This is a genomic window from Salmonella sp. SSDFZ54, assembly GCF_004010735.1.
GTDB lineage: Bacteria > Pseudomonadota > Gammaproteobacteria > Enterobacterales > Enterobacteriaceae > Salmonella > Salmonella enterica.
The window spans coordinates 463,802-490,620 of the sequence record NZ_CP034819.1 but is presented as its reverse complement, the minus strand read 5'-3'; the positions used below and the strand labels follow the sequence as shown (position 1 = coordinate 490,620).

Annotated in this window: 16 protein-coding genes and 8 pseudogenes; 13 read left to right on the top strand and 11 right to left on the bottom strand. The window is 52.4% G+C overall.

What is annotated here, in order from left to right; genetic code table 11:
* The first annotated feature begins 42 nt into the window (after nucleotides 1–42).
* The 3 genes from ratA (at nucleotide 43) to EOS97_RS02310 (ending at nucleotide 12,021) form a co-directional block, all read left to right on the top strand.
* Entirely contained in the window at nucleotides 43–5,646 is a 5,604-nt protein-coding gene (gene ratA / locus EOS97_RS02320) for a DUF823/DUF824 repeat adhesin RatA (RefSeq protein ID WP_000375779.1), read from the top strand.
* A gap of 158 nt (nucleotides 5,647–5,804) precedes the next feature.
* Nucleotides 5,805–6,032, top strand: a complete 228-nt coding sequence (locus EOS97_RS02315; RefSeq protein WP_000837123.1) for a hypothetical protein — start codon at nucleotides 5,805–5,807, stop codon at nucleotides 6,030–6,032.
* A gap of 649 nt (nucleotides 6,033–6,681) precedes the next feature.
* Complete coding sequence (locus EOS97_RS02310; protein WP_071785277.1) at nucleotides 6,682–12,021, top strand: autotransporter outer membrane beta-barrel domain-containing protein; 5,340 nt, start codon at nucleotides 6,682–6,684, stop codon at nucleotides 12,019–12,021.
* A 161-nt stretch (nucleotides 12,022–12,182) separates the two neighbouring features.
* On the opposite strand, the gene xseA is transcribed toward EOS97_RS02310, so the two are convergent.
* On the bottom strand, nucleotides 12,183–13,532 hold the full coding sequence (gene xseA, locus EOS97_RS02305; protein ID WP_000953170.1) for an exodeoxyribonuclease VII large subunit: 1,350 nt from the start codon (nucleotides 13,530–13,532) through the stop codon (nucleotides 12,183–12,185).
* Nucleotides 13,533–13,692: 160 nt separating this feature from the next.
* Here xseA and guaB point away from each other — a divergent pair, with 160 nt between their 5' ends.
* The 3 genes and pseudogenes from guaB to EOS97_RS02290 all read left to right on the top strand — a co-directional run.
* Complete coding sequence (gene guaB / locus EOS97_RS02300; protein ID WP_000944174.1) at nucleotides 13,693–15,159, top strand: IMP dehydrogenase; 1,467 nt, start codon at nucleotides 13,693–13,695, stop codon at nucleotides 15,157–15,159.
* A gap of 69 nt (nucleotides 15,160–15,228) precedes the next feature.
* Nucleotides 15,229–16,806 carry a glutamine-hydrolyzing GMP synthase gene (gene guaA, locus EOS97_RS02295; protein ID WP_000138293.1) on the top strand — a complete coding sequence of 526 codons (1,578 nt, stop codon included), beginning with the start codon at nucleotides 15,229–15,231 and terminating at the stop codon, nucleotides 16,804–16,806.
* Between the two features lie 213 nt (nucleotides 16,807–17,019).
* A pseudogene (locus EOS97_RS02290) lies at nucleotides 17,020–17,628 on the top strand (tyrosine-type recombinase/integrase); the annotation flags it as partial.
* Between the two features lie 32 nt (nucleotides 17,629–17,660).
* Here EOS97_RS02290 and EOS97_RS02285 read toward each other — a convergent pair.
* A pseudogene (locus EOS97_RS02285) lies at nucleotides 17,661–18,643 on the bottom strand (IS3 family transposase); the annotation flags it as partial.
* Between the two features lie 66 nt (nucleotides 18,644–18,709).
* On the opposite strand from EOS97_RS02285, the gene EOS97_RS02280 reads away from it, so the two are divergent.
* A complete protein-coding gene (locus EOS97_RS02280; protein ID WP_023165827.1) occupies nucleotides 18,710–19,726 on the top strand; it encodes an IS110 family transposase in 1,017 nt (338 codons plus the stop codon).
* A 225-nt stretch (nucleotides 19,727–19,951) separates the two neighbouring features.
* On the opposite strand, the pseudogene EOS97_RS02275 reads toward EOS97_RS02280, so the two are convergent.
* Nucleotides 19,952–20,068 (bottom strand): annotated as a pseudogene (locus EOS97_RS02275) (transposase); the annotation flags it as partial.
* Nucleotides 20,069–20,225: 157 nt separating this feature from the next.
* On the opposite strand from EOS97_RS02275, the gene EOS97_RS02270 reads away from it, so the two are divergent.
* The 3 genes and pseudogenes from EOS97_RS02270 to EOS97_RS02260 all read left to right on the top strand — a co-directional run.
* On the top strand, nucleotides 20,226–20,459 hold the full coding sequence (locus tag EOS97_RS02270; RefSeq protein WP_000862030.1) for a type II toxin-antitoxin system Phd/YefM family antitoxin: 234 nt from the start codon (nucleotides 20,226–20,228) through the stop codon (nucleotides 20,457–20,459).
* Nucleotides 20,460–20,654: 195 nt separating this feature from the next.
* Nucleotides 20,655–20,822 (top strand): annotated as a pseudogene (locus EOS97_RS27030) (type II toxin-antitoxin system RelE/ParE family toxin); the annotation flags it as partial.
* A gap of 317 nt (nucleotides 20,823–21,139) precedes the next feature.
* A pseudogene (locus EOS97_RS02260) lies at nucleotides 21,140–21,469 on the top strand (DDE-type integrase/transposase/recombinase); the annotation flags it as partial.
* Nucleotides 21,470–21,547: 78 nt separating this feature from the next.
* Here the strand turns inward: EOS97_RS02260 and EOS97_RS02255 are convergent.
* The 5 genes and pseudogenes from EOS97_RS02255 to EOS97_RS02230 all read right to left on the bottom strand — a co-directional run bounded on the left by EOS97_RS02255 (nucleotide 21,548) and on the right by EOS97_RS02230 (nucleotide 24,153).
* Nucleotides 21,548–21,877 carry a DUF1493 family protein gene (locus EOS97_RS02255; protein ID WP_077906517.1) on the bottom strand — a complete coding sequence of 110 codons (330 nt, stop codon included), beginning with the start codon at nucleotides 21,875–21,877 and terminating at the stop codon, nucleotides 21,548–21,550.
* A complete protein-coding gene (locus EOS97_RS27445) occupies nucleotides 21,862–22,323 on the bottom strand; it encodes an STM2901 family protein (RefSeq protein WP_000381627.1) in 462 nt (153 codons plus the stop codon). The genes EOS97_RS02255 and EOS97_RS27445 overlap by 16 nt, the downstream gene beginning before the upstream one ends.
* A 95-nt stretch (nucleotides 22,324–22,418) precedes the next feature.
* Nucleotides 22,419–22,799, bottom strand: a pseudogene (locus EOS97_RS02240) (IS3 family transposase); the annotation flags it as partial.
* A gap of 98 nt (nucleotides 22,800–22,897) precedes the next feature.
* Nucleotides 22,898–23,065: pseudogene (locus EOS97_RS02235) on the bottom strand (integrase); the annotation flags it as partial.
* A gap of 50 nt (nucleotides 23,066–23,115) precedes the next feature.
* Nucleotides 23,116–24,153, bottom strand: coding sequence for a hypothetical protein (locus tag EOS97_RS02230; RefSeq protein ID WP_017441380.1), 1,038 nt, complete (start codon nucleotides 24,151–24,153; stop codon nucleotides 23,116–23,118).
* An 83-nt stretch (nucleotides 24,154–24,236) separates the two neighbouring features.
* Here EOS97_RS02230 and EOS97_RS26685 point away from each other — a divergent pair, with 83 nt between their 5' ends.
* Nucleotides 24,237–24,392: a hypothetical protein gene (locus EOS97_RS26685; RefSeq protein ID WP_000568804.1), complete on the top strand. Its 156-nt coding sequence runs from the start codon at nucleotides 24,237–24,239 to the stop codon at nucleotides 24,390–24,392.
* A 251-nt stretch (nucleotides 24,393–24,643) separates the two neighbouring features.
* Nucleotides 24,644–24,787, top strand: a pseudogene (locus EOS97_RS27020) (hypothetical protein); the annotation flags it as partial.
* A 166-nt stretch (nucleotides 24,788–24,953) separates the two neighbouring features.
* Here the strand turns inward: EOS97_RS27020 and EOS97_RS02220 are convergent.
* The 3 genes from EOS97_RS02220 to EOS97_RS02210 all read right to left on the bottom strand — a co-directional run bounded on the left by EOS97_RS02220 (nucleotide 24,954) and on the right by EOS97_RS02210 (nucleotide 26,456).
* Complete coding sequence (locus tag EOS97_RS02220) at nucleotides 24,954–25,493, bottom strand: DUF5384 family protein (protein WP_000755800.1); 540 nt, start codon at nucleotides 25,491–25,493, stop codon at nucleotides 24,954–24,956.
* 15 nt (nucleotides 25,494–25,508) lie between these two features.
* Entirely contained in the window at nucleotides 25,509–26,024 is a 516-nt protein-coding gene (locus EOS97_RS02215; RefSeq protein ID WP_001009636.1) for a glycine zipper 2TM domain-containing protein, read from the bottom strand.
* A gap of 240 nt (nucleotides 26,025–26,264) precedes the next feature.
* On the bottom strand, nucleotides 26,265–26,456 hold the full coding sequence (locus tag EOS97_RS02210; protein ID WP_000075924.1) for a YfgG family protein: 192 nt from the start codon (nucleotides 26,454–26,456) through the stop codon (nucleotides 26,265–26,267).
* 178 nt (nucleotides 26,457–26,634) lie between these two features.
* Here EOS97_RS02210 and EOS97_RS02205 point away from each other — a divergent pair, with 178 nt between their 5' ends.
* The gene (locus tag EOS97_RS02205) at nucleotides 26,635–26,772 is read left to right on the top strand and encodes a hypothetical protein (protein ID WP_001540598.1); all 138 of its coding nucleotides are present in this window, start codon (nucleotides 26,635–26,637) and stop codon (nucleotides 26,770–26,772) included.
* Nucleotides 26,773–26,819: the final 47 nt, after the last annotated feature.

Genomic DNA, 26,819 nt, shown 5'->3' with positions numbered 1-26,819 from the left:
GGTTGAATTACGACAGAGAATGAAAACGGGTGGCTATCGCTCATGGACAGGAATCGGCAAGTGAATAAAGTTGTACATTTCTTACTGACATTACTGATCATGTTTGCAGCGTCGATCGCGCCTGCGCAGGCGCTATTGAAGGGCGGAACCTGGCAAGAGCTGAACTCAGTCACCGGCGCGGTTAACGGCACCGCGCCGCTGGCCGACGGGGCCATTATCCCCCTGTATCAGGGCAGTACGTTGCTTGACCCGAGCAAAACCCACGATATTGAATTCAGCGCCATGCCGCGCGATTTTAGCGCGGATGCTACCTCAACCTCGATGCAGGCGGTCAATTCCACCGATACCGAAGGCGATCTCTTTAGCGATCCGCCCACCATCGCCTGGGAAAACCGCCAGCCGCCCGCCATGGGGCTGGTATGGGCCGATGCCGCCACGCCCGACACGCCGCTCTCGCCGCAGCCGGTTCCGAACCTGACCTTTTGCGCCCAAAACCTCGCCGGGCGACAGCTGGTGGCGTGGGCGCAGGTGGAAGATGAAACCAACGTTCCCGCGCTGTGGCTCTTTACGAATACCGGGGTGCCGAATTATGCGACCATTCCGCTGTTAAGCCCGAAAGTGACGCTCAACATTAAACCGGCCACTGACACGCCGGTTACGGTCAGCGGCGATCACGTTGATTCGGCTTTTGAGGCATCAAAAGTGAAGGTAGGGGAGAGCATCACCCTCACCATCACCACCAAAGCGTGCGACGGCACGCCTGAAGGCAACGCGCCGTTTGTCATCCGCCGTAAAGATGCGGAAAACCGCCAGGGTGTGGTCAACAATGCCAACCCGGTTCGCGTTGGCGATACCGAACTTACGACCACCCAAACGGAATATCGCGGCGTCACTGACGCCAACGGCAACGCCACGGTGGTGGTCACCCAGAAGGAAGGCCCCGGCGTCAAAACGCCGCTGGTTGTCAGCTCGGTCAACTTCCCGGCGCTTACGGCCGAAACCGCCGTCATTTTCACCACTATCACCAGTCCGGACAGCGATAAGGCCAGTATGTACGGCCATATGGTGGAGAGCACCACCGCGATGCTGAACGGTATAACCTACACCTTCACCCGCCCGAAGCTGGCGGCGGAAGCGAGCGGCGCTGACAAAAGCGTCGTCGATACCAACGAAACCTGGGCGCTGTTCGACTGGAACGGCGCCGATAACCATTGCAATATTCTGCCGGACGCCGAACAACTGGTGCAGATGCGACATGAGCACAGTACGCTGGCAACGTACACCGGCTGGCCGGCGACGGACGATGCCGAATACTGGTCGTCGACCAAAGATCAGATGAGCGGCTACCACGCTGCCGTACATATGAACAGCGCGTCGGTTGCCAGGGCCGCCGACAGCGACACGCTGCTGGTCAGCTGTGTGGATAAAGCCCAGCCTGCGGCGCACCCGCAGATTACTCTCTCCCCGCAAGGGCCGTATAAAGCGCGGGTAGGGGAGTCGATTGATCTGGTGATGACAGTGGTTGACCGGGACACGCAAAAACCGCTGCCTTACCGTTATATGGAGCTGTTTATCGACCCGGCGACAAACCGCAAAGGGGAGCATCAGGACGCGTGGGATAACCAGCGGGTCACCGTCGATTCCGAAGGCATGAGAGCCTCGTCGCCGGAGCACTATACCGGCGTGACTGACGTTAACGGCCAGGCGCATCTGACGTTAAAACACGACAGCGGTATGGGGGTCGAAACGCCTATCCGCATCGTGATGCCGGACGACGAAGGCGGCAACGTCGAGTTGCCCTTTAGCGTGATTTTCACCGTAATCACCAGCCCGGACGTGGACGGCGCCAACATGTGGGGCCATATGCGCGGCGTGGTGGACGCGGGCAACCTGTACAAACGTCCGCTGCTGGCGGTGGAGGCCAGCCATAAAGACGGCCAGTTCGACGAAAACAACGAACAGTGGGCGACATTTAACTCCGTGGCGTCGGCCACCGCGCAGTGCGGTACCGGCCAGGTGCCGGATCAGTCGTCGCTGGCGCATTTGTACAGCGAACATGCGGGCGGGCAGATGGAAAGCGAGCACGGCTGGCCGACTGAAGATTATTTCATCGCCGCCGACAGCGACGCCTCCGGGACGGTACACGTCAACCTCGAAAACGGCGATAGCGGCAAATTTACCGATACGCCGAACTACCTGACCTGCTCGGCCAATGAAATGGTGGCGGTGCTGGACGTCTATTTCAACGACGACCCGGCGACCAAAAACGCCGATATGACCGCCAAAGTGGGTGAACAGATTAAGCTGAACATCCATTCGCGCAACGCTCTTAACGGCATGGCGATCGGCAATACCGACTTCACCGTCACCATGGCGAACGGCAGGCGGCGCGACGGGCTGACGACCGGTTTTACCGATACCAGCAACGGCGAGATGCAGTTTGACGGCGTCGGCTACGTTGCCGGACAGGTTTATCAGGGGATCACCGACGCCAACGGCGATGCGACCATTATCCTCACCCAGGATAAGGGCGTGGGGTTGCTGACACAGTTAAGCATCGTGCCCATCCATTCATACATCAATACGCCGGTTTCCCGCAGCGTGAAGTTTACCGTCGCCACCAGCCCGGATACGGCAAAAGCCAAAATGTGGGGCCATATGGCCGACACAATTACCGTGGGTGACTGGACCTTTGAGCGGCCCAAACTGGCGGATGAAGTGAGCAACCCGCTGCGTACCCAGGACGAGAGCAATGAGACCTGGACGCGTGTGGCCCACACCGACGCGGCGGGCAATCCGGATGCGGGCGGCTGCGCGGCGAACCGCCTGCCGCGCATCGACCAGCTTGAGGCGCTGTATAACGCCAACAGCGGTGGCAAAATTAACGGCATTCAGGGCTGGCCAGTCTATCTGAACTACTGGTCGTCCACCTTCCAGAGCGCCAGCACGTGGAAATGGATCGCGCTGAAGGATGGCAACGTCTCCGCGGGCAACACCGACTCCATTTATGCCAGCTGCCTGGCCAGCGACAACCCGGTACCAGCCGCCATCACCATTGAACCGGTCGATCCATCGCTGTGGTACGACGGCAGCGACGTGCATGCAGTCAAAGTGAAAAAGGGCGATACCCTACAGCTCAAGGTGACGGTGAAGGACGCCAGCGGCAACCCGATCCCGGAAGCGCCGTTTGTGCTCACCCGCGGCGACGGTTACGATCGCCGGGGCGAAAAGTATACCGCCCAGGACGGTGACGATCTGCAAGGCATCGTGACGCCCGTGGTGATCGACGGCGAATCGCTGGCCTGGACCACCACTAAAATGGGGTCGCAGACCGGCCCTGACGGCACCCGCATTATTAGTGTTACCCGCCCGGACACCCACGGCACCCGCACCGCGATTAACGCGACGCTGTATGAAAATGCCGCCGTGAGCGCCAGCATCGACACCATCTTTACCGTCGTCACCAGCCCGGATGTCGGCGTCGCCCGCATGTGGGGGCATATGGCGCCGTCGCTGACGGCGGCAGATGGTGCGGTGTACCAGCGCCCGCTGTTGTACGCTGAGCTGGCCAGTACGGACAATACTACGACTAAGCAAGAAACCAACGAAACCTGGGCGGTTTTTCATGGGCCAGCCAGTGAAGGGGCAAATCCGGCCCGTTGCGCGGCGGGCTATTACCCTGCCGTTGAGGCGCTGGATTCGCTCTACAGCAAATACCCGAACCGAACGATAAATACTGCCCAGGGCTGGCCGGTCTACTATTCTTACTGGAGCGGATCGAACTCGACGTCACTCTCCAGCGGGGCAAAAGTTGACTTCTATTACGCAGTCGATCTGGCTGATGGTTCGCGTCGGTCAGAAAACAGCTCGCCCAGCATTGCCTGGCAGTACCAAATTTGCGCCAGGACGCCGATACCGCAGGCCACGCAGATCACCCTCACCTCCCCGCAGGCGATGGATGACGCTATTCAGGCGGTGAAGGCGAAAAACAGCGAGTCGATCCCGCTGCTCATCACCACTACCGATGCGATGGGCAACCCGGTGCCTTATACGGCTTTTTCGCTTAAACGCGACGCCGGGACGCCGCGCAACACTGACTATAATAAATTTAACACCACCAACGCCACCAACATGACGGTGACGCCGCTCGCCGGTGCGCAGCAACAGTTTTACTATGCCACATCGGCTCTGACCGGCACCACCGGCGCGGACGGTACGCTGACTCTGACACTTGCCGAACCCGGCGGCATAGGGTTGAAAAACCTGCTGACCGCGAGTCTGTACGATACGCCGACGGCGACCTCATCGCTGCCGGTGGTGTTCACCGTCCTCACCAGCCCGGACAGCGACAAGGCCAACATGTACGGCCATATGCCGGAGACCTTCACCGCCAGCAACGGTGCGGAGTTTAAGCGCCCGCTGGTGGTAGGCGAGCCCTCATCGGAGGCGCACACGGATACCTATTTCGAAACCAATGAATACTGGATCATGGTGAATAATTTTAATACCGGTAATTACGGTGGGTGTCCGATGAATCAGATGGCTGCGATAGATGATTTCACGGCGCTGTACAAGGATCACCCAAGCGGCAAGGTGGTGACCGATATTGGATTGCCCGTCGGGAAGCGGTGGTGGGCTGGCGATAGCCTGCTGAAAGGCTCAACCCTTTACTGGCAGTATAAAGATCTCAAGACGGGGAAAGACTACAGCATGTCGGAAAACCCGGGTAACTACTACTTACAACTCTGCCTGACAAAACCGCGCAGCGGGCTGAATATCGCGCTCTCTTCCGACGCATGGAACGCCGATAAATCAGCGGCCGTGGCGAAAAAAGGCGAAACGATACCGATGACGGTAACGGTGACTAACGACGACGGGCAGCCGCAGGCCGGGGTGGCCGTACTGTTGACGCGTGGATACGCTTATTCGCGCGGTGCGGTGGATAAGCAATACATTGATCCCGGCGTGATTGGCGAGCCGGTTCCGTTTACAACTTCGCCAGCGAATATGATGCTGACGCCGGTTGCACCTGCGGGTACGGCAGTGGTGTTTAATAACCAGAATGGCCTCAGCACAAAATGGTCTGGCTTCACTGGCGATGACGGTAAGTTGCGGTTTACGTTAACTCAGGATAAATCGTCGGGGTTAAAAACGTCTGTCACGGCGGCGCTTGCGAATCAATTTGATGAGGCGGCGAGTGTGGATGCAATCTTTACGGTACAAACCAGCCCGGATACGCCGTATGCGTCATACTGGGGTCATATGCCGGATACCGTGCAGGTGAACGGCGTTACGCTGCGCCGCCCGTATCTGAAAGCCGAGCTCTCTGCCATGCCCCAGTATACCTGGCTGATGACTAACGAATACTGGGCGTCGAACTATTATTATCAGTCCGAGCACGTTGAAACATCGCTGACACATCTTTGCGGATCGCAGGAAAATATGGCCTCGCTGGACGATCTGAAAGCGTTGCAGAGCGTTATCGGCACGTTGCAATGGCCGACGACATCGTCCTGGGATTATGTGTCGCAAGATGAAGGTCAAAGCAATAAGGTCTACTGTTCATTTAACGAAACGACCGGCCAGACAACCTGTAATCGTGAAAAATCGACGACCTCGGGCTTAGGCTCGTGCCGGGTGCCGTAGTGAATGGGGCCGGGAGCGCCTTTGAATGTTGGGTGACGCATTGCGTCGCCCAACCTGGGTATCCCTTGCGGCTGGCGTTGTTCCGGTAGCGATGCATTTTTACGTTTTTGTATTCACGGAATGAACTGCAACGAAATGGACCTTTCTCAGGTACGTCAGTGAAATCGAAAAAGTGTGTCGGTTTTTTATTCTGGCTGCTGCTATGCGCCCTCAGTTTAACGCCTTTCTTCGCCCAGGCCGTGCGAAGCAGCGGCGCATGGCAGGAACTCACTGAGCAAACTGCGGCTATTAACGGCACTCCCCCTCAGGCCGATAGTGTAACGAACCCGGTATATCAGGGCAGCGTTCAGTTGCGCTCTGATGCGGCGAATCCTGTAGCTCGTTAGGCTGGCCGACGCAGGGCTATCCCTGTTTATCTAAATCAACCTCGAGCGGCGGCATGTATTGCGGCGTGGATGAGAATACCAGGCAACAAAACTGCGCCATTAAGCCGGCAAGCACAGCAGGTTATGCGACGTGTGTGTATTAACGTATTACGCGTCTGGCGCTACCTATATACTCTAAATAATTCGAGTTGCAGGAAGGCGGCAAGCGAGCGAATCCCCGGGAGCTTACTAAAGTAAGTGACTGGGGTGAAGGAACGCAGCCGCAGCACATGCAACTTGAAGTATGACGAGTATATTTAAAATAACGCCAGGTGTCGCATGATAATTACCCCTTTTTGCCTCGCGCATCTATTTATCTCAATATATGAAATCATTAAATGATATTCACAATATAAATATATATAAAAGAGATGGATATATTTATATCAATTATAAATTAATCAAAAGTTGACCTGATATTGAAATAGGCCTTGAAATTGGTTAATAATTTGGCTTTGATAATATATTGTTACAGGTGATTGCAATCATTCATAAAACCATATTTTTATCATTTACTATTTATCTCATTTATATACACCATTTAAAAGCTATTTACAGCCAATCAAAATCCAGTTTGCTTCGTGAACGTTATTAAAAGGAAATTTAAAAATTGAACAGGACCTACAGTATTGTCTGGAGCGCCGTGCGAAATATGTATGTTGTGGCTTCAGAACTGGCGCGAGGCCACAGCAAAGTTAAAGCGCAAGTATGCGCGAGTGAAACCCATTCCCCAAATAAAAAGTCCGAATATGGACAAATAATAAAAGCAACGCGCAATGTGCTGGCTTGCGCCGTGGCTGCGGCGCTCGGATTTTTCAGCCCGTTGGCCATGGCCGACAATCAGGTGTCCTACATTGACGGAACCAAGCATGACCTGAGCACAGAAACGTCTCCAATCTCTTATTCAGGTACCGGCCAGGGTACAGCACTGTCTCTGGAAGGTCTGCCAACGGATAAGGGGGGCTGGCAGGCAACGTCGGGTACAGGCACGGATGTTGTGATTGAAACAGACGGCGGTGGAGACATCCTCTCAGGTAGTACTCGTGCGATCGGCACGGCGGTTTCGCTTAACAAAGGGGCGACGCTTAACCTTACCGACGCACAAATCACTACGACAGGAATCTACACTGCCGGCATCGATCTCAAAGAACAAAGTAGCATGACACTAACGGGGGGAATCATCCAGATCGGGGGGAACTATGGTGTCCTGACGCTCAATGGCGAGTCAAAAGCAACCTTGATAGGGACTGAGGTTAAGGCGACAACGGAAAATACCAGTGACTTAACATCGCAAGAAGGAAGTACGCTGAGAATTGAGGGCGGCAGCACAATCACGCTGACAAACGGCCAAGTGCGTGTGGTTGGCGATACGACATACAACTCCTGGCTGGAGGTGGACGGTAGTGCAGTGAGTTCCACGGGTACAGACAGTACTGTTATTGCGTCCAACAAGGGCGTTCTTGATATTACGAACTCTACCGTCACGCACGATAATGCCAAAGGCGCCGCCATTGAGGCCGCTAACGCCTCAACGGTGAATATTTCCGGCGACAATAAAAGCTCAATGTTCATTAAATCCGAAGGCATAGGCATTAAAAGCGCGAGATCTTCCGTCAACATTGACGGTGCCACCGTCGAAGCCAAAGGCGATGGCATTTTGATGACCACGGGAGGTAGCACCTTTTACAGCAATATCTCCGGGCTGACGGTCGAAAATGCGGACGTGACTTCATCAGACGCCGCCGCGCTGCACGTTGATAAAAACACGGTGATAGAAACGCCCATTACACTAACCGACAGCACATTGACCGGCCCAACGGCTATTAAACTGGATAATGCGGCAACCGTAGAGGCCAAAAACACAACGCTGAATGGCAACATTGAAGCGGGGAGCACAGTATCGGCCTTGTCGCTGGCCGAAAAATCCTCACTGCAAGGGAGCGTCAACGGCCTGAACAGTTCATTGTCGCTCGACGACACCAGCCTGTGGAACATGACCGACCCGTCAACCGTCGGCAACCTGACCAACGACGGCGGCATTACGCTGGGCAACGCGAGCGGTTCGACAGGTACGCTGCTGACGGTGGATAATACCCTGACCTTGCAGGACGGCAGCCAGATAAACGCGACGCTGGATACCGCCAACAGCTCGCCAATAATCAAAGCCGCCAACGTCACGCTGGACGGGACGCTGAACCTTAGCTCAACGGCCACCTTTGTCGCGCCCGAAACCGACGAACACTTTGGATCGGTCACGCTGATTGATTCGCAAACTGCGATCACTACCGATTTTGACAGCGTAACGCTGGATGCCGACATTTCCGCTATGCCGGATTACCTCACGATCAACGCGGGCGTTGATGCGAATGATAATACCAACTACGAGTTGTCTACGGGCTTGAGTTGGTACGCGGGCGCAAATTCTGCGCGCGCTGCGCATGGCACTTTTACCGTTGATGCAGACAGTACCTTTACCGTCACCAGCGAACTGGACGAAACCACGGCTACCTCCGACTGGGATGGCAGCAAGCTAACCAAACAAGGCGACGGCACGCTGATCCTCAGCAACACCGGCAATGACTACGGCGACACTGAAATTGACGGCGGTATTCTGGCCGCCAAAGACGCCGCCTCGCTCGGCACTGGCGATGTGACGATTGCAGAAAACGCAACGCTTGCGCTGAGCCAGGGAACGCTGGATAACAACGTGACCGGCGAGGGCCAAATTGTCAAAAGCGGTAGCGATGAGCTGATCGTGACCGGCGATAACAATTACTCCGGCGGCACCACTATTTCCGGCGGTACGCTGACGGCTGACCATGCGGATTCGTTAGGCAGCGGCGATATCGACAACAGCGGCGTGCTTAAGGTGGGCGAGGGCGAGCTGGAAAATACGCTTTCCGGCACCGGTTCGCTGGTGAAAACCGGTACCGGCGAGCTGACGCTAAGCGGCGATAACAGTTACTCCGGCGGCACCACTATCTCTGACGGCACGCTGATTGCCGCCAACGTCAACGCGCTGGGCAGCGGCGATATCGACAACAGTGGTACGCTGAAGCTGGAAGCGGAGGGCGAATTCAACCTTGCAAATGTCACGACCCAGTCTGGAGCAACGACTGAGCTGGCCAAAGGTACGACGCTCAACGTCGACTCGCTGACTCAGCAAGCCGATAGTACGCTGAATATTGACCTCAGTAAGGCCAACGGTAAAAGCGCCATTACCGCCGACAGCGTCACGCTGGGCGGCACTCTGAATGTTACCGGCATCGGCAGCGTTACGGACAGTTGGACGCCTGAGGCATACACCTACACGCTGATTGACAGCGACAGCGCCATTACGAGCGATTTCGACGATCTGACCATTGCAGGGATGAACCGCGAAGATGTTGACTTCCTGACTATCGACGGAAAAGTCGATGAAACGGACAACACCAACTATGACCTGACGGCCTCCCTTTCCTGGTATGCGGACAGAGACAACGCCACTACCGACGCCCACGGCACCTTTACCCTGAGCGACCCTGACGGCAGCTTTAACGTTGCGGCTACACTGACAGACGTTGATGACACGCTGGATCCGGGTAGCAGATGGGACGGTAAATCGCTGACCAAAGAAGGCGCAGGCACGCTGATCCTCTCCGGCGACAACGACTACAGCGGCGGCACCACCATCAATGAAGGTACGCTGGTCGCCGCCAGTACGACGGCGCTGGGCACCGGTCTGGTAGACAATAACGCCACGCTGGTGCTGGACGTAGACGGCGAAGTCAGCGCGGTGGGCGGCATCACCACTCATAGCGGCGCGACGACCCAACTGGCGCTCGGCACCTCGTTGGATCTCGGCGACAGCGCGTTAATTCAGCAAGATGGCAGTACGCTGAACGTTGAGCTGAATAGTGACTCAGTGCAACCGCTGATTACCGGCGGCAGTGCCACGCTTGGCGGCGATTTGATCGTCAGCGACGATAGCCTACAAGCGCGCGCTTCCGACGCGGAGTTCCAGTCCTTTAAGCTGATGGATATGACCAGCGATATCAGCGGCGACTTCGCCAGCCTGACGATGAACCTCGCCGACAAGCCGGACTATCTGACCATGACCGGGACAATCAATCCTGAAGATGCGTCAGAATATCTGCTGACCGAAGGGCTGAGCTGGAATGCGACCGCCACGTCAGCGACGGCAGCACACGGCACCTTTACCCTGGGCGCGGGCGACAGTTTTGAAGTCACCAGCGTGCTGGCCGACCAAACCGGCAACGACGGCTGGGATGGCAAAACGCTAATCAAACTGGGCGCGGGTAAACTGACGCTGAGCGGCGCGAATACCTATAGCGGCGATACCAACGTACAGGAAGGCACGCTGTGGCTGTCCGGGGACGGTACGATTGGCGAAATGGGCAGCCAGCAGGCAGTAAACGTCGCCTCCGGGGCGACCTTCGGCGGCAGCAACGGTACGGCCGTTAACGGTAAGGTGACCAATGAAGGGACGCTGGTCTTCGGCGACAGCGAGGAGACAGGCGCTATCTTCACCCTCAATGGCGATCTGGTCAACATGGGGACGATCGCCAGCGGCAGCTCCTCCAGCACGCCAGGCAATGAGCTTTATGTTGACGGCGATTATACCGGCAACGGCGGCTCGCTTTACCTGAATACCGTACTGGGCGACGATGATTCGGCGACCGATAAGCTGGTGATTACTGGCGATGCCTCCGGCACAACCGATCTGTACATCAACGGTATCGGCGATGGGGCGCAGACCACTAACGGTATCGAAGTGGTGGATGTTGGCGGCGTATCGACCAGCGATGCGTTTGAGCTAAAAAATGAGGTTAACGCCGGTCTGTATACCTACCGTCTGTACCAGAATGAAAGTGATAGCGACTGGTATCTGGCGTCAAAAGCACAGTCTGACGATGACGACAGCGACGATGATGGTGGCGATGTAACGCCTCCTGACGATGGCGGTGATGTGACGCCTCCTGACGATGGCGGCGATGTTACACCGCAGTACCGCGCGGATATCGGCGCCTACCTCGGCAACCAGTGGATGGCGCGTAACCTGCAAATGCAGACCCTCTACGACCGCGAAGGCAGCCAGTATCGTAACGCAGATGGCAGCGTCTGGGCGCGCTTCAAAGCAGGTAAAGCGGAATCAGAGGCTGTCAGCGGCAATATCGACATGGACAGCAACTACTCTCAGTTCCAGTTAGGCGGCGACATTCTGGCCTGGGGTAACGGCCAGCAGAGCTTTACCGTTGGCGTCATGGCCAGCTACATCAACGCCGATACCGACAGCACCGGTAACCGCGGCGCGGACGGTAGCCAGTTCACAAGCAGCGGCAACGTAGACGGCTACAACCTCGGCGTCTATGCCACCTGGTTTGCCGATGCGCAGACGCATAGCGGCGTGTATGTCGACAGCTGGTATCAATACGGTTTCTACAACAACAGCGTAGAGAGCGGCGATACGGGTTCTGAATCCTACGACTCAACCGCTAACGCCGTCTCGCTGGAAACCGGCTATCGCTACGATATTGCGATTAGCAACGGCAATACCGTCAGTCTGACGCCGCAGGCGCAGGTTGTCTGGCAGAACTACTCAGCGGATAGCGTGAAGGATAACTACGGCACCCGGATCGACGATCAGGATGGCGACAGTTGGACAACGCGCCTGGGTCTGCGTGTTGACGGCAAGCTGTACAAAGGCAGCCGTACGGTTATCCAGCCGTTTGCTGAAGCTAACTGGCTGCACACCAGCGATGATGTGTCGGTATCGTTTGATGATGCCACGGTAAAACAGGATCTTCCGGCTAACCGTGCGGAGCTGAAAGTGGGTCTGCAGGCAGATATCGATAAGCAGTGGAGCGTTCGCGCTCAGGTTGCCGGGCAGACTGGCAGCAATGATTTTGGCGATCTGAACGGTAGCCTGAATCTGCGCTATAACTGGTAAGTTAGACAAAACCGGGCGGGTATTCCCTGCCCGGTTTTGAGGCGAATGACAAACCGGTTGATCGTCGGATTGCGGCTACACCTTATCCGACGTGGCGCGTAGGTTGGCTGAGGAGAAACCGAAACCTGACATTGCGCTGCCGAGGGTGGGGGAATATTGGATTACGTGCCCGACGTGACGGATTTGACTTCACTTTCAAGCCAGCCGTCCTCCAGTCGCGTAGTCATGATATCGCCTGCTTTGACCTGTTTGATCTTTTTCAGCACCTTGCCGTCCGTTGTCGTCGAAACCGTATAGCCGCGCGCCAGCGTGGCTAACGGGCTGACCGCCTCCAGATGCGTGACCGCGTTGCCGAAACGCTCGCGCTGTTCGCTTAACCGTGAGCGGATATTCTCCGTCAGACGATATTCCAGCTGTTGGATGCGCGACTGCGCGCGGTGAATGCGCGGCTGCGGATTTTGCTGGCTCAGGCGTTGACTTACGCGTTGCTGACGCTGAGTGGCCTGCTTAATCCTGGCCTCAAGCGCAAATCCCATCCGTTGGCGTAGACGTTCCAGCGCGGTTTGCTGACGGGCCAGACGCAGTTGCGGATGTTGCTGTTGCAGACGGTGAAAAATCTGCGTGAAACGACGGCTGCGGTTGGCGAGGTAGTAGTCCATCGCCATGCCCAGACGCTGCTGGGCGGACTGGATCTGACGCAACAACTCCTGCTGGTTACGGCTGACAATTTCTGCCGCTGCTGATGGCGTAGGCGCGCGCAGGTCGGCGACAAAATCAGCTATCGTGACGTCGGTTTCGTGGCCGACGGCGCTGACTACCGGAATGCGGCTGGCAAAAATCGCCCGCGCCACGCGTTCGTCGTTAAAACTCCACAAATCTTCCAGCGAACCGCCGCCGCGTCCGACGATCAGTACATCACACTCGCCCCGCGCGTTCGCCAGTTCGATAGCACGAACGATCTGCCCCGGCGCGTCGTCGCCCTGGACCGCCGTCGGGTAGATAATTACGGGCAGGGATGGGTCACGACGCTTTAGCACGTGGAGAATATCGTGCAGCGCCGCGCCGGTTTTCGAGGTGATCACCCCCACGCAGTGGGCCGGGGAGGGCAACGGTTGTTTATGCTGCTGATCGAACAAGCCTTCGGCCTGGAGTTTGGCTTTTAGCTGCTCATATTTCTGCTGCAACAAGCCTTCGCCAGCCGGCTGCATACTTTCGGCGATGATTTGATAATCGCCGCGCGGCTCGTACAGCGTAATGTTGGCGCGTACCAGCACCTGCTGCCCGTGCTGCGGGCGGAACGTCACCCGGCGGTTGCTGTTACGGAACATCGCACAGCGCACCTGAGCGGTATCGTCTTTGAGCGTAAAGTACCAGTGACCCGACGCAGGCTGCGTGAAATTAGAAATCTCGCCGCTGATCCATACCTGTCCCATCTCCTGTTCTAACAGCAGACGAACCGTCTGGTTAAGGCGGCTTACGGTAAAAATTGAGGAAGTTTGAGAGGATAACATGTGAGCGGGATCAAATTCTAAATCAGCAGGTTATTCAATCGATAGTAACCTGCTCACGGGGGATCGCAAGCACTATTTGCAAAAAAATGTAGATGCAACCGATTACGTTCTGTATAATGCCGCGGCAATATTTATTAACCTCCCAGGTGAGATATTGCCCATGCTACGTATCGCTAAAGAAGCCCTGACGTTTGACGACGTCCTCCTTGTTCCCGCTCACTCCACCGTTTTGCCGAATACTGCCGATCTCAGCACGCAGTTGACGAAAACTATTCGTCTGAATATTCCTATGCTTTCTGCGGCGATGGACACCGTGACGGAAGCGCGCCTGGCAATTGCCCTGGCCCAGGAAGGCGGCATTGGTTTTATCCACAAAAACATGTCCATTGAGCGCCAGGCGGAAGAAGTTCGCCGCGTGAAGAAACACGAGTCCGGCGTAGTGACCGACCCGCAGACCGTCCTGCCAACCACCACGTTGCATGAAGTGAAAGCCCTGACCGAGCGTAACGGTTTTGCGGGCTATCCGGTGGTGACTGAAGATAACGAGCTGGTAGGGATCATCACCGGTCGTGACGTGCGTTTTGTGACTGACCTGAACCAGCCGGTGAGTGTCTACATGACGCCGAAAGAGCGTCTGGTGACCGTTCGTGAAGGCGAAGCCCGTGAAGTCGTGCTGGCAAAAATGCACGAAAAACGCGTAGAAAAAGCGCTGGTCGTTGATGATAACTTCCATCTGCTTGGCATGATTACCGTAAAAGATTTCCAGAAAGCGGAACGTAAACCAAACTCCTGTAAAGATGAGCAGGGCCGTTTACGTGTCGGCGCGGCGGTCGGCGCAGGCGCGGGCAACGAAGAGCGCGTTGACGCGCTGGTGGCGGCAGGCGTTGACGTTCTGCTGATCGACTCCTCTCACGGTCATTCAGAAGGCGTGTTGCAACGTATCCGTGAGACGCGCGCTAAATATCCTGACCTGCAAATCATCGGCGGCAACGTCGCCACTGGCGCAGGCGCTCGCGCACTGGCGGAAGCCGGTTGCAGCGCGGTGAAAGTGGGTATCGGCCCGGGTTCCATCTGTACCACTCGTATCGTGACTGGCGTGGGCGTTCCGCAAATCACCGCTGTTTCTGACGCAGTTGAAGCGCTGGAAGGCACCGGGATTCCGGTTATCGCTGACGGCGGTATCCGCTTCTCCGGCGATATCGCCAAAGCCATCGCCGCAGGCGCGAGCGCGGTAATGGTGGGCTCTATGCTGGCCGGTACCGAAGAATCCCCGGGCGAAATCGAACTCTACCAGGGCCGTTCGTACAAATCTTACCGCGGGATGGGCTCGCTGGGCGCGATGTCCAAAGGTTCCTCCGACCGTTACTTCCAGAGCGACAACGCCGCCGACAAACTGGTGCCGGAAGGTATCGAAGGCCGCGTAGCCTATAAAGGTCGCCTGAAAGAGATCATTCACCAGCAGATGGGCGGCCTGCGCTCCTGTATGGGGCTGACCGGTTGTGCTACCATCGACGAACTGCGTACTAAAGCGGAGTTTGTGCGTATCAGCGGTGCGGGTATCCAGGAAAGCCACGTTCACGACGTGACCATCACCAAAGAGTCCCCGAACTACCGTCTGGGCTCCTGATTTTCTTCGCCCGACCTTCGCGTCGGGCGATTTATTTAATCTGTTTCACTTGCCTCGGAATAAGCGTCAATGACGGAAAACATTCATAAGCATCGCATCCTCATTCTGGACTTCGGTTCTCAGTACACTCAACTGGTTGCGCGCCGCGTGCGTGAGCTGGGTGTTTACTGCGAACTGTGGGCGTGGGATGTGACAGAAGCACAAATTCGTGACTTCAACCCAAGCGGCATTATTCTTTCCGGCGGCCCGGAAAGCACCACCGAAGAAAACAGCCCGCGCGCGCCGCAGTATGTCTTTGAAGCAGGCGTGCCGGTATTTGGCGTCTGCTACGGGATGCAGACCATGGCGATGCAGCTTGGCGGTCATGTAGAAGGTTCTAATGAGCGTGAATTTGGTTACGCGCAGGTTGAAGTATTGACCGACAGCGCGCTGGTTCGCGGTATTGAAGATTCCCTGACCGCCGACGGCAAACCGCTGCTGGACGTGTGGATGAGCCACGGCGATAAAGTGACGGCGATTCCGTCCGACTTCGTGACCGTCGCCAGCACCGAGAGCTGCCCGTTCGCCATTATGGCCAACGAAGAAAAACGCTTCTACGGCGTACAGTTCCACCCGGAAGTGACTCACACCCGCCAGGGTATGCGCATGCTGGAGCGTTTTGTGCGTGATATCTGCCAGTGTGAAGCACTGTGGACGCCGGCGAAAATTATCGATGACGCCGTGGCGCGCATTCGTGAGCAGGTGGGCGACGATAAAGTGATCCTCGGTCTCTCCGGCGGCGTGGATTCTTCCGTCACCGCGATGCTGCTGCACCGCGCGATCGGTAAAAATCTGACCTGTGTTTTCGTCGATAACGGCCTGTTGCGCCTGAACGAAGCCGAGCAGGTGATGGACATGTTTGGCGACCATTTTGGTCTGAACATTGTTCACGTACCGGCAGAAGATCGCTTCCTGTCCGCGCTGGCTGGTGAGAACGATCCGGAAGCCAAGCGTAAGATCATCGGTCGCGTTTTCGTTGAAGTGTTCGACGAAGAAGCGCTCAAACTGGAAGACGTGAAATGGCTGGCGCAGGGCACCATCTATCCTGACGTTATCGAATCTGCGGCGTCTGCAACCGGTAAAGCGCACGTCATCAAATCTCACCACAATGTCGGCGGCCTGCCGAAAGAGATGAAGATGGGGCTGGTTGAACCGCTGAAAGAGCTGTTCAAAGACGAAGTACGTAAGATTGGTCTGGAGCTGGGCCTGCCGTACGACATGCTGTATCGCCATCCGTTCCCGGGGCCGGGCCTCGGCGTGCGCGTACTGGGCGAAGTGAAGAAAGAGTACTGCGACCTGCTGCGTCGCGCGGACGCTATCTTCATTGAAGAGCTGCGCAAAGCGGATCTATACGACAAAGTCAGTCAGGCGTTTACCGTGTTCCTGCCGGTCCGTTCCGTTGGCGTCATGGGCGATGGTCGTAAGTATGACTGGGTTGTCTCTCTGCGTGCCGTCGAAACCATCGACTTTATGACCGCACACTGGGCGCACCTGCCGTATGACTTCCTCGGTCGTGTTTCCAACCGCATCATCAATGAAGTCAACGGGATTTCCCGTGTGGTGTATGACATCAGCGGTAAACCACCGGCTACCATTGAGTGGGAATAAGCCGATAATCCTTCCTGTGTTTTCATGAACAGGTAAAGGTGAATTTAACCCTCTGTTTTTACAGAGGGTTTTTATTTATGTGCATAGATGAGTTTTCTGTGTAGTGCACAGCTTCTGGTGGCAAATTTGACGTAATCGTCGAAAAAGTAGACAGTCCTCATTAGTCAATACATACAGTAATTAGTCAATTCTGACGGTGTTTCCGGAGAGCGTATGCTTACCGATATCCAGCTTAAAAGACTTAAACCGCAGGAAAAAATCTACAAAGTTACCGATCGTGATGGGCTCTATGTAGCCGTATCGCCCACCGGAACTCACTCATTTCGTTACGATTATCGGATTAATGGCCGTCGTGAAACCCTGACCATTGGACAGTATGGCGCTGACGGTATTTCACTGGCTGAAGCGCGTGAACAACTCATTGCCGCCAAAAAGCTGATCAAGTCAGGCGTGTCGCCTGCTGTGAAGAAACGTGACGGTAAAAATCAGATCAGAAATGCGGAAACTTTCGCAAATTTTACCGTCAGCTATATGAAGCGTGCCTCCCTTGCGGACAGCACGAGATCGATGAAGCAGGCCGTTATTGACCGGGACATCATTCCTTTTCTGGGTAACAAGCAAATGGCGGAGATTACGCCGTCAATGGTTCGAACCCTATGCGATCGCATCGTGGATCGTGGCGGTAATGCCACGGCGGTACAGGCGCGTGAGATTATCAGTAGCGTTTATACATACGCGAAAAACCGGGGGCATGACTTTAAGAATCCCGCTCAGGATATCAAGGCCAGTTCGATAGCCACATTTTTTCCTCGTGACAGAACCTGACCCTGGCCCAAATTCAGTACAGTGCTAAATCAGAGATCTTCGTCTTTCCGGAGACTTCGGATAAATTCAGCCGGAGTCATGTCATTTAATGATGAATGCGTTCTCTCATGATTGTATTCCCTGCGCCAGTTGTCGAGTTTTTCCTGCGCATCTTCCAGTGGCAGGAACCAGTGAATGTTCAGGCATTCATCCCGCAGACTGCCGTTAAATGATTCAATAAACGGGTTATCTGTCGGTTTTCCGGGGCGCGAGAAGTTCATTGTGACGCCGTGTTCATACGCCCATTTATCCAGACTTTTTGAGATAAACTCGCTGCTGTTATTCGTCTGGATTCGTACCGGCACCCGCTTATCCGGCACCCGCAGTGCCTCCATTATTCTGACCACATCCTCGCCTTTTAACGATTTTCCGGCATGGCTCGCCAGGCATTCCCGACTAAAATTATCCACTACAGTCAGCGCCCGAAAACGCCGCCCGTTAAACAGATTATCTGACACAAAATCCATACTCCAGCACTGATCGACATGCGTCAGGACCGGGTGCTACTGACGGCGTGCTGCACTGACATGTCTGCGGGGGCGTTTTCTGCGCAGGTTCAGGCCTTCCGGACAATAAATCCGGTGGGCTTTCTTGTGGTTAACAGGCCATCCCTCCCGGCGCAACTGAATATGAATACGCGGGCAACCGTAGCGTGTCCGGGTTTCCGCTATTTCCCGGATACGCAGGGTTATCGCCCGATCGTCACGCTGGCTCTGCCAGTGGTAAACGGTTCTGCTCTGCATCAGCAACCCGCATCCCCGCCGGACGCTGATACGGTAAGCCTCCCGCAAAAATGTCACCGCCTGGCGCTTCTGAGCCGGCCTCAGAACTTTTGCTTCAGTACCTCCTGCAGCATCTCCTTGTCCAGACTCAGCTCAGCGACCAGCTTCTTCAGCCGCTGATTCTCATCCTCCAGTTGCCGCAGACGCCGCAGTTCCGTCACGCCCGGCCCGGCAAATTTTTTCTTCCAGTTAATGGGATGGACTACCTCCTCCCGCTGCGGTTAACTGTACGAAATGTGCTCACCAGGAGAATCACCATGAATATCGTATTTCTGGGTATTGATCTGGCCAAAAATGTTTTTCAGCTCTGCGGGTTAAACCAGGCCGGCAAACCGGTTTATACGAAACGCACTGGCCGAAAAGAATTGCTCCAGACGCTGGCAAATATTCCTGCATGTCTGATTGGGATCGAAGCGTCCACCGGGGCATTTTATTACTGGCAGCGTGAGTTTGAGAAACTGGGGCACAAAGTAAGGGTCATCAGTCCTCAGTATGTAAAACCCTTTGTCCGCGGGCAAAAAAATGATGGTAATGATGCACAGGCCATTGTAGTGGCTCTGATGCAACCGACAATGCAGTTCGTGCCGCCAAAAAGCCCCGAACAGCAGGATATCCAGGCTTTACACCGGGCAAGGCAGCGTATTGTCAATCACCGCACTGCTACAGTCTTTCAAATAAGGGGGCTGTTACTTGACCGGGGGATCCCTATTGGCAGTGCTGTCTCCAGAGCTCGCCGTGCTATTCCTCTTATCCTTGAAGATGCAGAAAACGGTCTAAGTTCCCGTATGCGCAGAACAATTGCCGAACTCTATGATCTCTTTAACGATCCCGGGCGTCGGATCCATTTTTTTGATAAGGAAATTGAAACAGTATTCAGGCAATCAGAAGCCTGTCAGCGTATCGCCAAAGTTAAAGGCATTGGTCCTGAAACGGCCACGGCCGTTGTTGCTATTGGCAAAGGAACTGAATTTAAGAATGGTCGCCACTTTGCTGCATGGCCAGGTCTGGTTCCACGCCAGCATTCGAGTGGCGACAGGCAGGTGCTGATGAATATGACGAAAAAAGGCGACAAGCATCTGCGGACACTTTTTATTCATGGTGCCCGCGCTGTCGTCAGGGTTGCCACGAATAACAATGATGGTCATATGAATCAGTGGGTTAACCGGTTAAAGGAACGGCGCAGATTTAATAAAACGACCGTGGCGGTCGCTAACAAAAACGCGAGAATAATCTGGTCGATGCTGAGAAATGATACCGGGTATCAGGTAGTGTGAAATTAATCCCCTGCCAGCAAAAGTTGCAGCGTACTGAGAAATGATGACAGGTTGCACCTGCACAATCGGAACCTGATTTTTATACTGGCCTCAGAGGCCGTCCAGTTGTTGAGGCGATTGTGTGCGGATTACCCATTTGGGCACAGATTTTCCTGATGCCGGATAGATGTAAGCAACAACCCAAAACCAGATTCAGTACTTGCAAAACGGAGGTAGTCCATAGATGTAAAATGTGGCCTCAGAAATTCCCATCTTTCTGCAGACTTCCCCGACGCGGGTGCCGGTTTCAGCCTGTTTCAGGGCAAACGCGATTTGTTCTTCGGTATAATGGGTCTTTTTCATGACAATGCGCCTCTCTGTGAGATGGAAGAAAGACCGGAAACTTCAGTTTAGACTGGCACTGTTTACAGGGGGAAGGTCAACAGGGGGCATGAGGCCTTGTTGGTGGTCTAAATATAGTCTATATTAAAATCGAGACATGACCATTAGGCGGACCAACATGAAAGTAGAGACAATCAGCTACGTTAAAAAGAACGCAGCAACGCTTGATCTGTCAGAACCCATCCTGGTCACACAAAATGGTGTGCCTGCTTATGTTATAGAGTCCTATGACCAGCAGCAGGAACGGGAAAACGCCATTGCTTTGCTGAAATTGCTGACCCTGTCAGAGAAAGATAAAGCGGAAGGGCGCGTGTTCTCGAAAGACCAGTTGCTGGATAGCCTTGCGGATTAAATGCAGCGCGCTCAACATTAAGGGATTTCCATGGAACAGCAGGTAACTTTTGAGTACACGCTTACGGTAAAGCACTGCATCGACACAATAGCGGGCTTTCTGAAGCGTGTTGATGTTGAGCCACGTCCGGTTATCGCAGATATTCTCACACAGTTTGAGAGTACCGTAGGCCAGTTCCCCTTGGGCTGCCAGATTTGCCCCGAATTGCTTAAAATTGGCTGCGCCAAATACCGGGAGTTTAACCACGCTGAAGGCTACCGGGTTTTGTATTCAGTAGACGGAACGTTAGTGACCGCGCATGCGATCCTGGCACATCGGCAGGACGTGCAGCAACTGCTGTTTAAGCGTCTGATCATGGCCTGATAACCCTAAATGCGTGTTGTACGGCAATAATACAAATCTAAAGAGCGTGTCTGTAAACCATCATAGCAACATGATTAATATCACAAATTTCATCATTTTGACGGTATTTATTACAGTATCGTCTGGAAATGGTTGTCATAAAATTCCGTGATAACAAGATGTTGGATGGTTCCTAAATCATTGAATGGGAATAAGCCGATAACCCTTCCTGTGTTTTCATGAACAGGTAAAAGTGAATTTAACCCTCTGTTTTTGCAGAGGGTTTTTATTTATGTGCATAGATGAGTTTTCTGTGTAGTGCACAGCTTCTGACGGCAAATTTGACGTAATTACGAACTCACGAAGGTTGGCTGTATCTTGCCGTGGTCGTTGATTTGTTCTCGCGCAAAGTTATCGGTTGGTCAATGCAACCACGAATGACAAAAGATATTGTCCTGAATGCGCTTCTGATGGCCGTATGGCGACGTCATCCCCAAAAACAGGTGCTGGTTCAGTCTGATCAGGATAGTCAGTACACCCGCTATGAATGGCTGAAATTGCACGGACTGGAGGGCAGTATGAGCCGTCGTGGCAACTGTCATGACAATGCGGTTGCAGAAAGCTTTTTCCAGCTACTGAAGCGTGAACGGATAAAGAAAAAGATCTACCAACGACTCAGAAGTGTCCAGGTTATCCGTGGCGACTCAGCCCAAATAAGGGGTATTTAAAATATAGTAACTTATTCTTCAACTATATAACCAACGTCCAGCTTTAGCACTTTCAACGAGCATACCAACCGTTAGTGGTTTACGCGGATCAGGCTCTTTACTTCCAAAGTACTCTGGATTCAGATAGTTGAGTATGTCAAATCCTTCTGAATCTACATTCCAACGCTTGAAGTACTCTTGTAGAAGTTCTTCACTATCTTCAAAAACGAGTTTTAGATCATCCCTAATACTGATATCAAGCGTGATGGTTCGCTTTGGCCCACAGAGAAAGTACTTTTTAGTGTTATATTCCTGATCGATAAAATCGATAATTTCTTTCTCAATATCTCTCATTAGAAGTACGTCCACTGAATGCGATCTTTAGGAACCGCCACACGATTAAATGTATCTTTAATATCACGCTGGATATCATAAATCGTAGTGAATGTCATAACCCAACCGAGCCAGGGTACATTACGAACAACGAAACGACCTAAATTATTCGTTGAGCTTAGCTGTAATGAGTTGATGGTTTTGCCTGTCAACGTTGGTAATCTGATCCCAGGTGGCAGTTTATAGTTCAACCAATTACTGATGTACTTAGAAGCAATTGATGTTACTGGAGTTGTCCCACGAGGTTTCCCCCTCGTAGGTAGAATTGGTTGCCCTGAGATAACCAGTGCAGCATCAACCACTGAGATCCCCAGATGCTCGCTCACAACGGCGATGGTGATAGCCCACCATAGTTGTTGTGGTGTCAGGTTGGATAACCCGCCGTAGAAGTAGGTACCATTCAATGGTTCAGTAGTGTCCATTTACTCACCCCTTCTAACCATGACCAACAATTATAGTGATCTTACCCACGTAATGTGGACACAGACCTAAGCGAGGTTCTGGTTTTCAAACTGTTCCGGGCTGAGACCGCCACTGGCACTGTAACGGCACGCGACCACAGGTCAATGACGACAGTCAGATACAGCCAGCCTTCATCAGTACGTAAACAGGTGGTATCACCCGACCATTTCTGGTTTGGACCGCTGGCGTAAAAATCCTGCTTCTGTAGGTTCTCCGACACCGGCAGGCCATGCTCGCGGTAACTGACCGGGATAAACTTCCGCGAAGCTTTCGCCCGCAGCGCCTGACGACGCAGGCTGGCTGCCACGGTCTTCACGTTGAAGCAGTAACCCTGAGCATGCAGTTCACCGGTCAGACGCAGTGCCCCGTAGCGCTGTTTTGCCCGGTGAAGAGCCTGGTGCACGGCGCTGTCGCAACTCAGACGGAACTGCTGGCGGATCTTTTTGATGGTTGATACTGGTTTTGTCATGTGAGCTACCTCTGGTTGAGAGTTTACTCACTAAGTCACGTGTCCACTATTGCTGGGTAAGATCACTGAGCCAAATCGCTCGTTTTACCTTCCAGTTCAAGCCGGATTCGGATACCCCAGATATGAGATATCTGAAGTGGTCTTTTTTGGCCGATGATACGGTCTTTGTTTCACGGTGACGTGTTCATACTCAACTGTCCTGTAATGTGGGAGATTTGAGTATGGTTGTCCATTATGAGTGAGGTGCGAAAGTTGGCTACCGAGAATTTGGCGATTCAGATCGTCATCGAACATTCAGTGATATTGCCGTCTTTAGGTCACTAGTAAGCATCTCTGCCTGTTTTTCCAAAGCTTCTAACATAAAATCTTTTTTATCTTGTACAGTAACTAGTAAATAGAATGGTTCACTATTTGTACAGGTCAAGCGTGATATTGTAAAGTCATCACGGTGAGGTATTAATGCGCGATAATTTCCTTCAGCGATAAACATAAAGCGAGCTTTAGAATATTCGCTGAGCCACATATACTTATTATTGCAAAAGAAAGTATCGCGCGTGTCATACTCCATGGCAAATCCGAAACCGAATTTGATGATGGAAAACGTCTGTATACTAAATGCAATATATGAAATGTAACCAATAAAAAATAGTGGAGCGAAAACTGACATTGAATAGCTAATGTCATCAGATGGTGTTGCTTTTCTTTTTTTTATTTTTGGGGCCATGAGTATTAAATAAGAAATGCAAATAAAGTAAATGGTATAATAGAATATGAAAATAAAAAGCAATGCTGAGACTGCCGTCATGAGTTTATTGAGTGTGGTATCAAAAGGAATATCAAATATATTGGAGATTAGCGAGCGCGCAAGATAATATGAAATTAATGATACGATTAGCCATGAGTATTTAATCCCTAGCTTTACTTTTATAGCTATGTTTTTTTCTTTGTTATCGAACGATTGTATGTGAGATGATATAGTGTATATGATACACAATGCCGTCATAAAAACTAATGCGCTTGGAATGATGGTATTGATATAATTAATGACTTTAAAGGAAATACATGTTAATAAAAATAGCAATGCCGACAATAGTGCTGCACCTTGCGTTTTTTTATAATTCTTTCGTAAGCGAACGACCAGTTGATTGGATGACTTTTTATTCCAATAATTGTGTACAATTAGCCCACTGAGAATAATCATACCCAACCAAATAACAATGGGATATAGAGGCGCTCTCTGAGGCATGATGACGAGTACTGCCATATAGAACAATAGAGAATGAGTGATGCCAAGGTTTAATGAAGAGCATGTTTTTTTCATCGATGACCTTTTTAATAATTCGTTATTCTATTAGATGTTAAGTTTTTTATAACAGATGCTAACGACAATAGGAAGGTGAGTTTATGATTGAAGAAAAATTATCCACCTGTTTGAAATCTGTTGTGATTTACAGAGTTTGGCCATTTGAAAATACGATTGAAACTTCCGTTCCTGGCACCAGGCCGACTACGCCTAAAAAATTTCAGAGCTTAATGGGCTCTTTACAAAACAAATTCTGACGTATGGGACTGGTCACCTTATTCTCCTTCCACGATGGTTATCTTCCTGATTTCGCATTGACTCTGGCGGATAGGGCGGAACCGCAGGTGACCTTTGAGTATACGTTTACGGTAAAGCACTGCATCGACACAATAGCGGGTTTCCTGAAGCGCGTTGAGGTTGAGCCGCATCCGGCTATCGCAGAGATACTTACACAGTTTGAGAGTACCGTACGCCAGTGCCCGCTGGGATGCCAGATTTGCCCTGAACTTGTGCCAGCTACCGGGAGTTTAACCACGCTGAAGGCTATCGGATTTTGTATTCGGTCGAGGGAATCTTAGTAACCGCGCATATGATCTTGTCACCCAGGCAGGATATCCCGCGGTTGCTCTTTAAGCGTCTGATCATGGCCTGAACCCATTGAGTGGGATTGTCTTTTTGCGTTAACGCTAAAGCTTCTTTTTCTTGCGCGGGCTTTTTTATGTAGGGTGACCCGTCCTGAACAGCGAAAATACTGTGCGACCAGACAGAAACCTCCGCTCACGCAGAGGTTTTTTACTGGTCATAAATGATTAGCGAAATCAGTTAAACCAGCCGCTTGCTTTTTCCTCACGGGCTTTACCTTCGCTTTGCAGCAGATCGCGACCGCCTTCAGATAGATTTCTGTTTGCATCAGCATGAGATTGAATAACATCTGTCTGGGCAGCTTTACTTTTCAGCTCTTGATCGATGAATTCATTTTCTCTTTTTACCCGGGCCTCTTCCCTGGCCAGCGCCAGTTTTTGTTTCTGAATTTCTAAACGACGAAGCTCATCTTCGTAGCTTTGATCGCGCGCTTTATCTTGCGCGGCTTCCGCTGCCAATTTTGCTTGCCGTGCTTTCCGTTCAGCTTCTGCCGCTTTTGCTCGCTGCTTAGCAACCGCTGCCGCATTGGCTTGCCTTTGTCTTTCCTGTTGAGCCTCTTGATCTCGTTTGGCTTGCAGAGCATCACGCTGTCTGTTTTCTTCATTTTTTCCTTGCTGTTCAGCCTGGGCTACCGCCGCAAGCTGATCCTGCAAAGAAGAAGATAAAACCGAGCCGCTTAGGGTGAATAAAACAGCGCCTAAAATAACTTTCTTCATAAAATCTCCCGATAGTTAGCTTTTCTCAGGACATTTCGTATTGGGTTGAATTCGCGTTTCGTTATCTTTGGTCGATATCACCATAGCCAGACCGGTGGTAAATTGGCACGTTTTTCCCACTTGGGTGGAGGTATAAACCTTCGTTCCTTCTTTGTAAGTCAAAGATACGGCTTCAACTAACGTTTTATCTTTAACTAATGAACCCGCCGCTGCGCCAACGGCTCCGCCGCCAACCGCGCCGGCAGTAGTACCCAAACCGCTACCTGAGCCCACGTTATGACCAGTAACGCCGCCCGCTACAGCCCCAAGAATTGCGCCGAAGGTCTGAGCGGTTTTTTTATTGGCGGTATTATCTACGGCAACTTTCGCTGGCAAAACAGAGATAATATTGACGGTCTTTGTTTCTTGCTTCGCGTTTAACTGCCCGGTTTGGTAAACATCTGCGGCGTAGTCATCCGCATTGGACTGGCATCCGGCAAGAGAAAAAGAGGCAAACAAAACCAGAGGCAAAGCATTTTTTTTAAAATTCATCACAATTCCTTGTTTAGGTAATAACGCAAAAAGGAATGTATTTAAGACTAATCTTAAAAAAAGTAAACTATCGTTTCTTGTAGTTGATTGTTTTTTTAGACTAAAAAACAAAGCATTAGATAATACGATGCTTTGTTTTTATCGGTTCATGCTAAGCCAGGGAAGGGGGTAAGAGAGCGCTGGATAACACGGCAAACCTGTGACGATAATACCGCCATCACTATTTTAACGGATAACAGCTTAACGTTGTCCCGGCGTGGTGACAGAAAGCGATGACTGTTGCGCTTCTTTTTTATCCTGATGGTGCTGCCAGGCGCCGATAGAAGAGTAGACGAAACGTCCAAAGAAGAAGAGAAAACTGATAAGCAGTACGATACGGGTCATGCGAGTGTTAAATCGATGTCGTTTTCGCATACTGTTGGCCTGACTCACAAAGGGTTCCTTAACGTTGGCCCAGCGGTATGGGCGGGATCAGGCTGGGTTCTTCAAGGGTATTATCAAGGCGAAGAACGTAACAAGCCTGCGTTCACTCTACATTAAGGCATACTGCGAACCGATGGTCAATTCCTCTTAATGTAAAATTGCGTCAGTTGATTTATCTTATATTGTTATGGAAGATAATTTTAGTATTTACATTAATAATAAATTAATGATAACAAAGAATAAAAAGGCGAATAAAGGCTGCAGGAGAAAGGTAATAATTGACTTAAATCAAATGTTACTTTTGTTTAATAATTACAATCGATGACTATCGTGTGATGTATATCGCATCATCAATTTAAAGTCAGGTGGGAT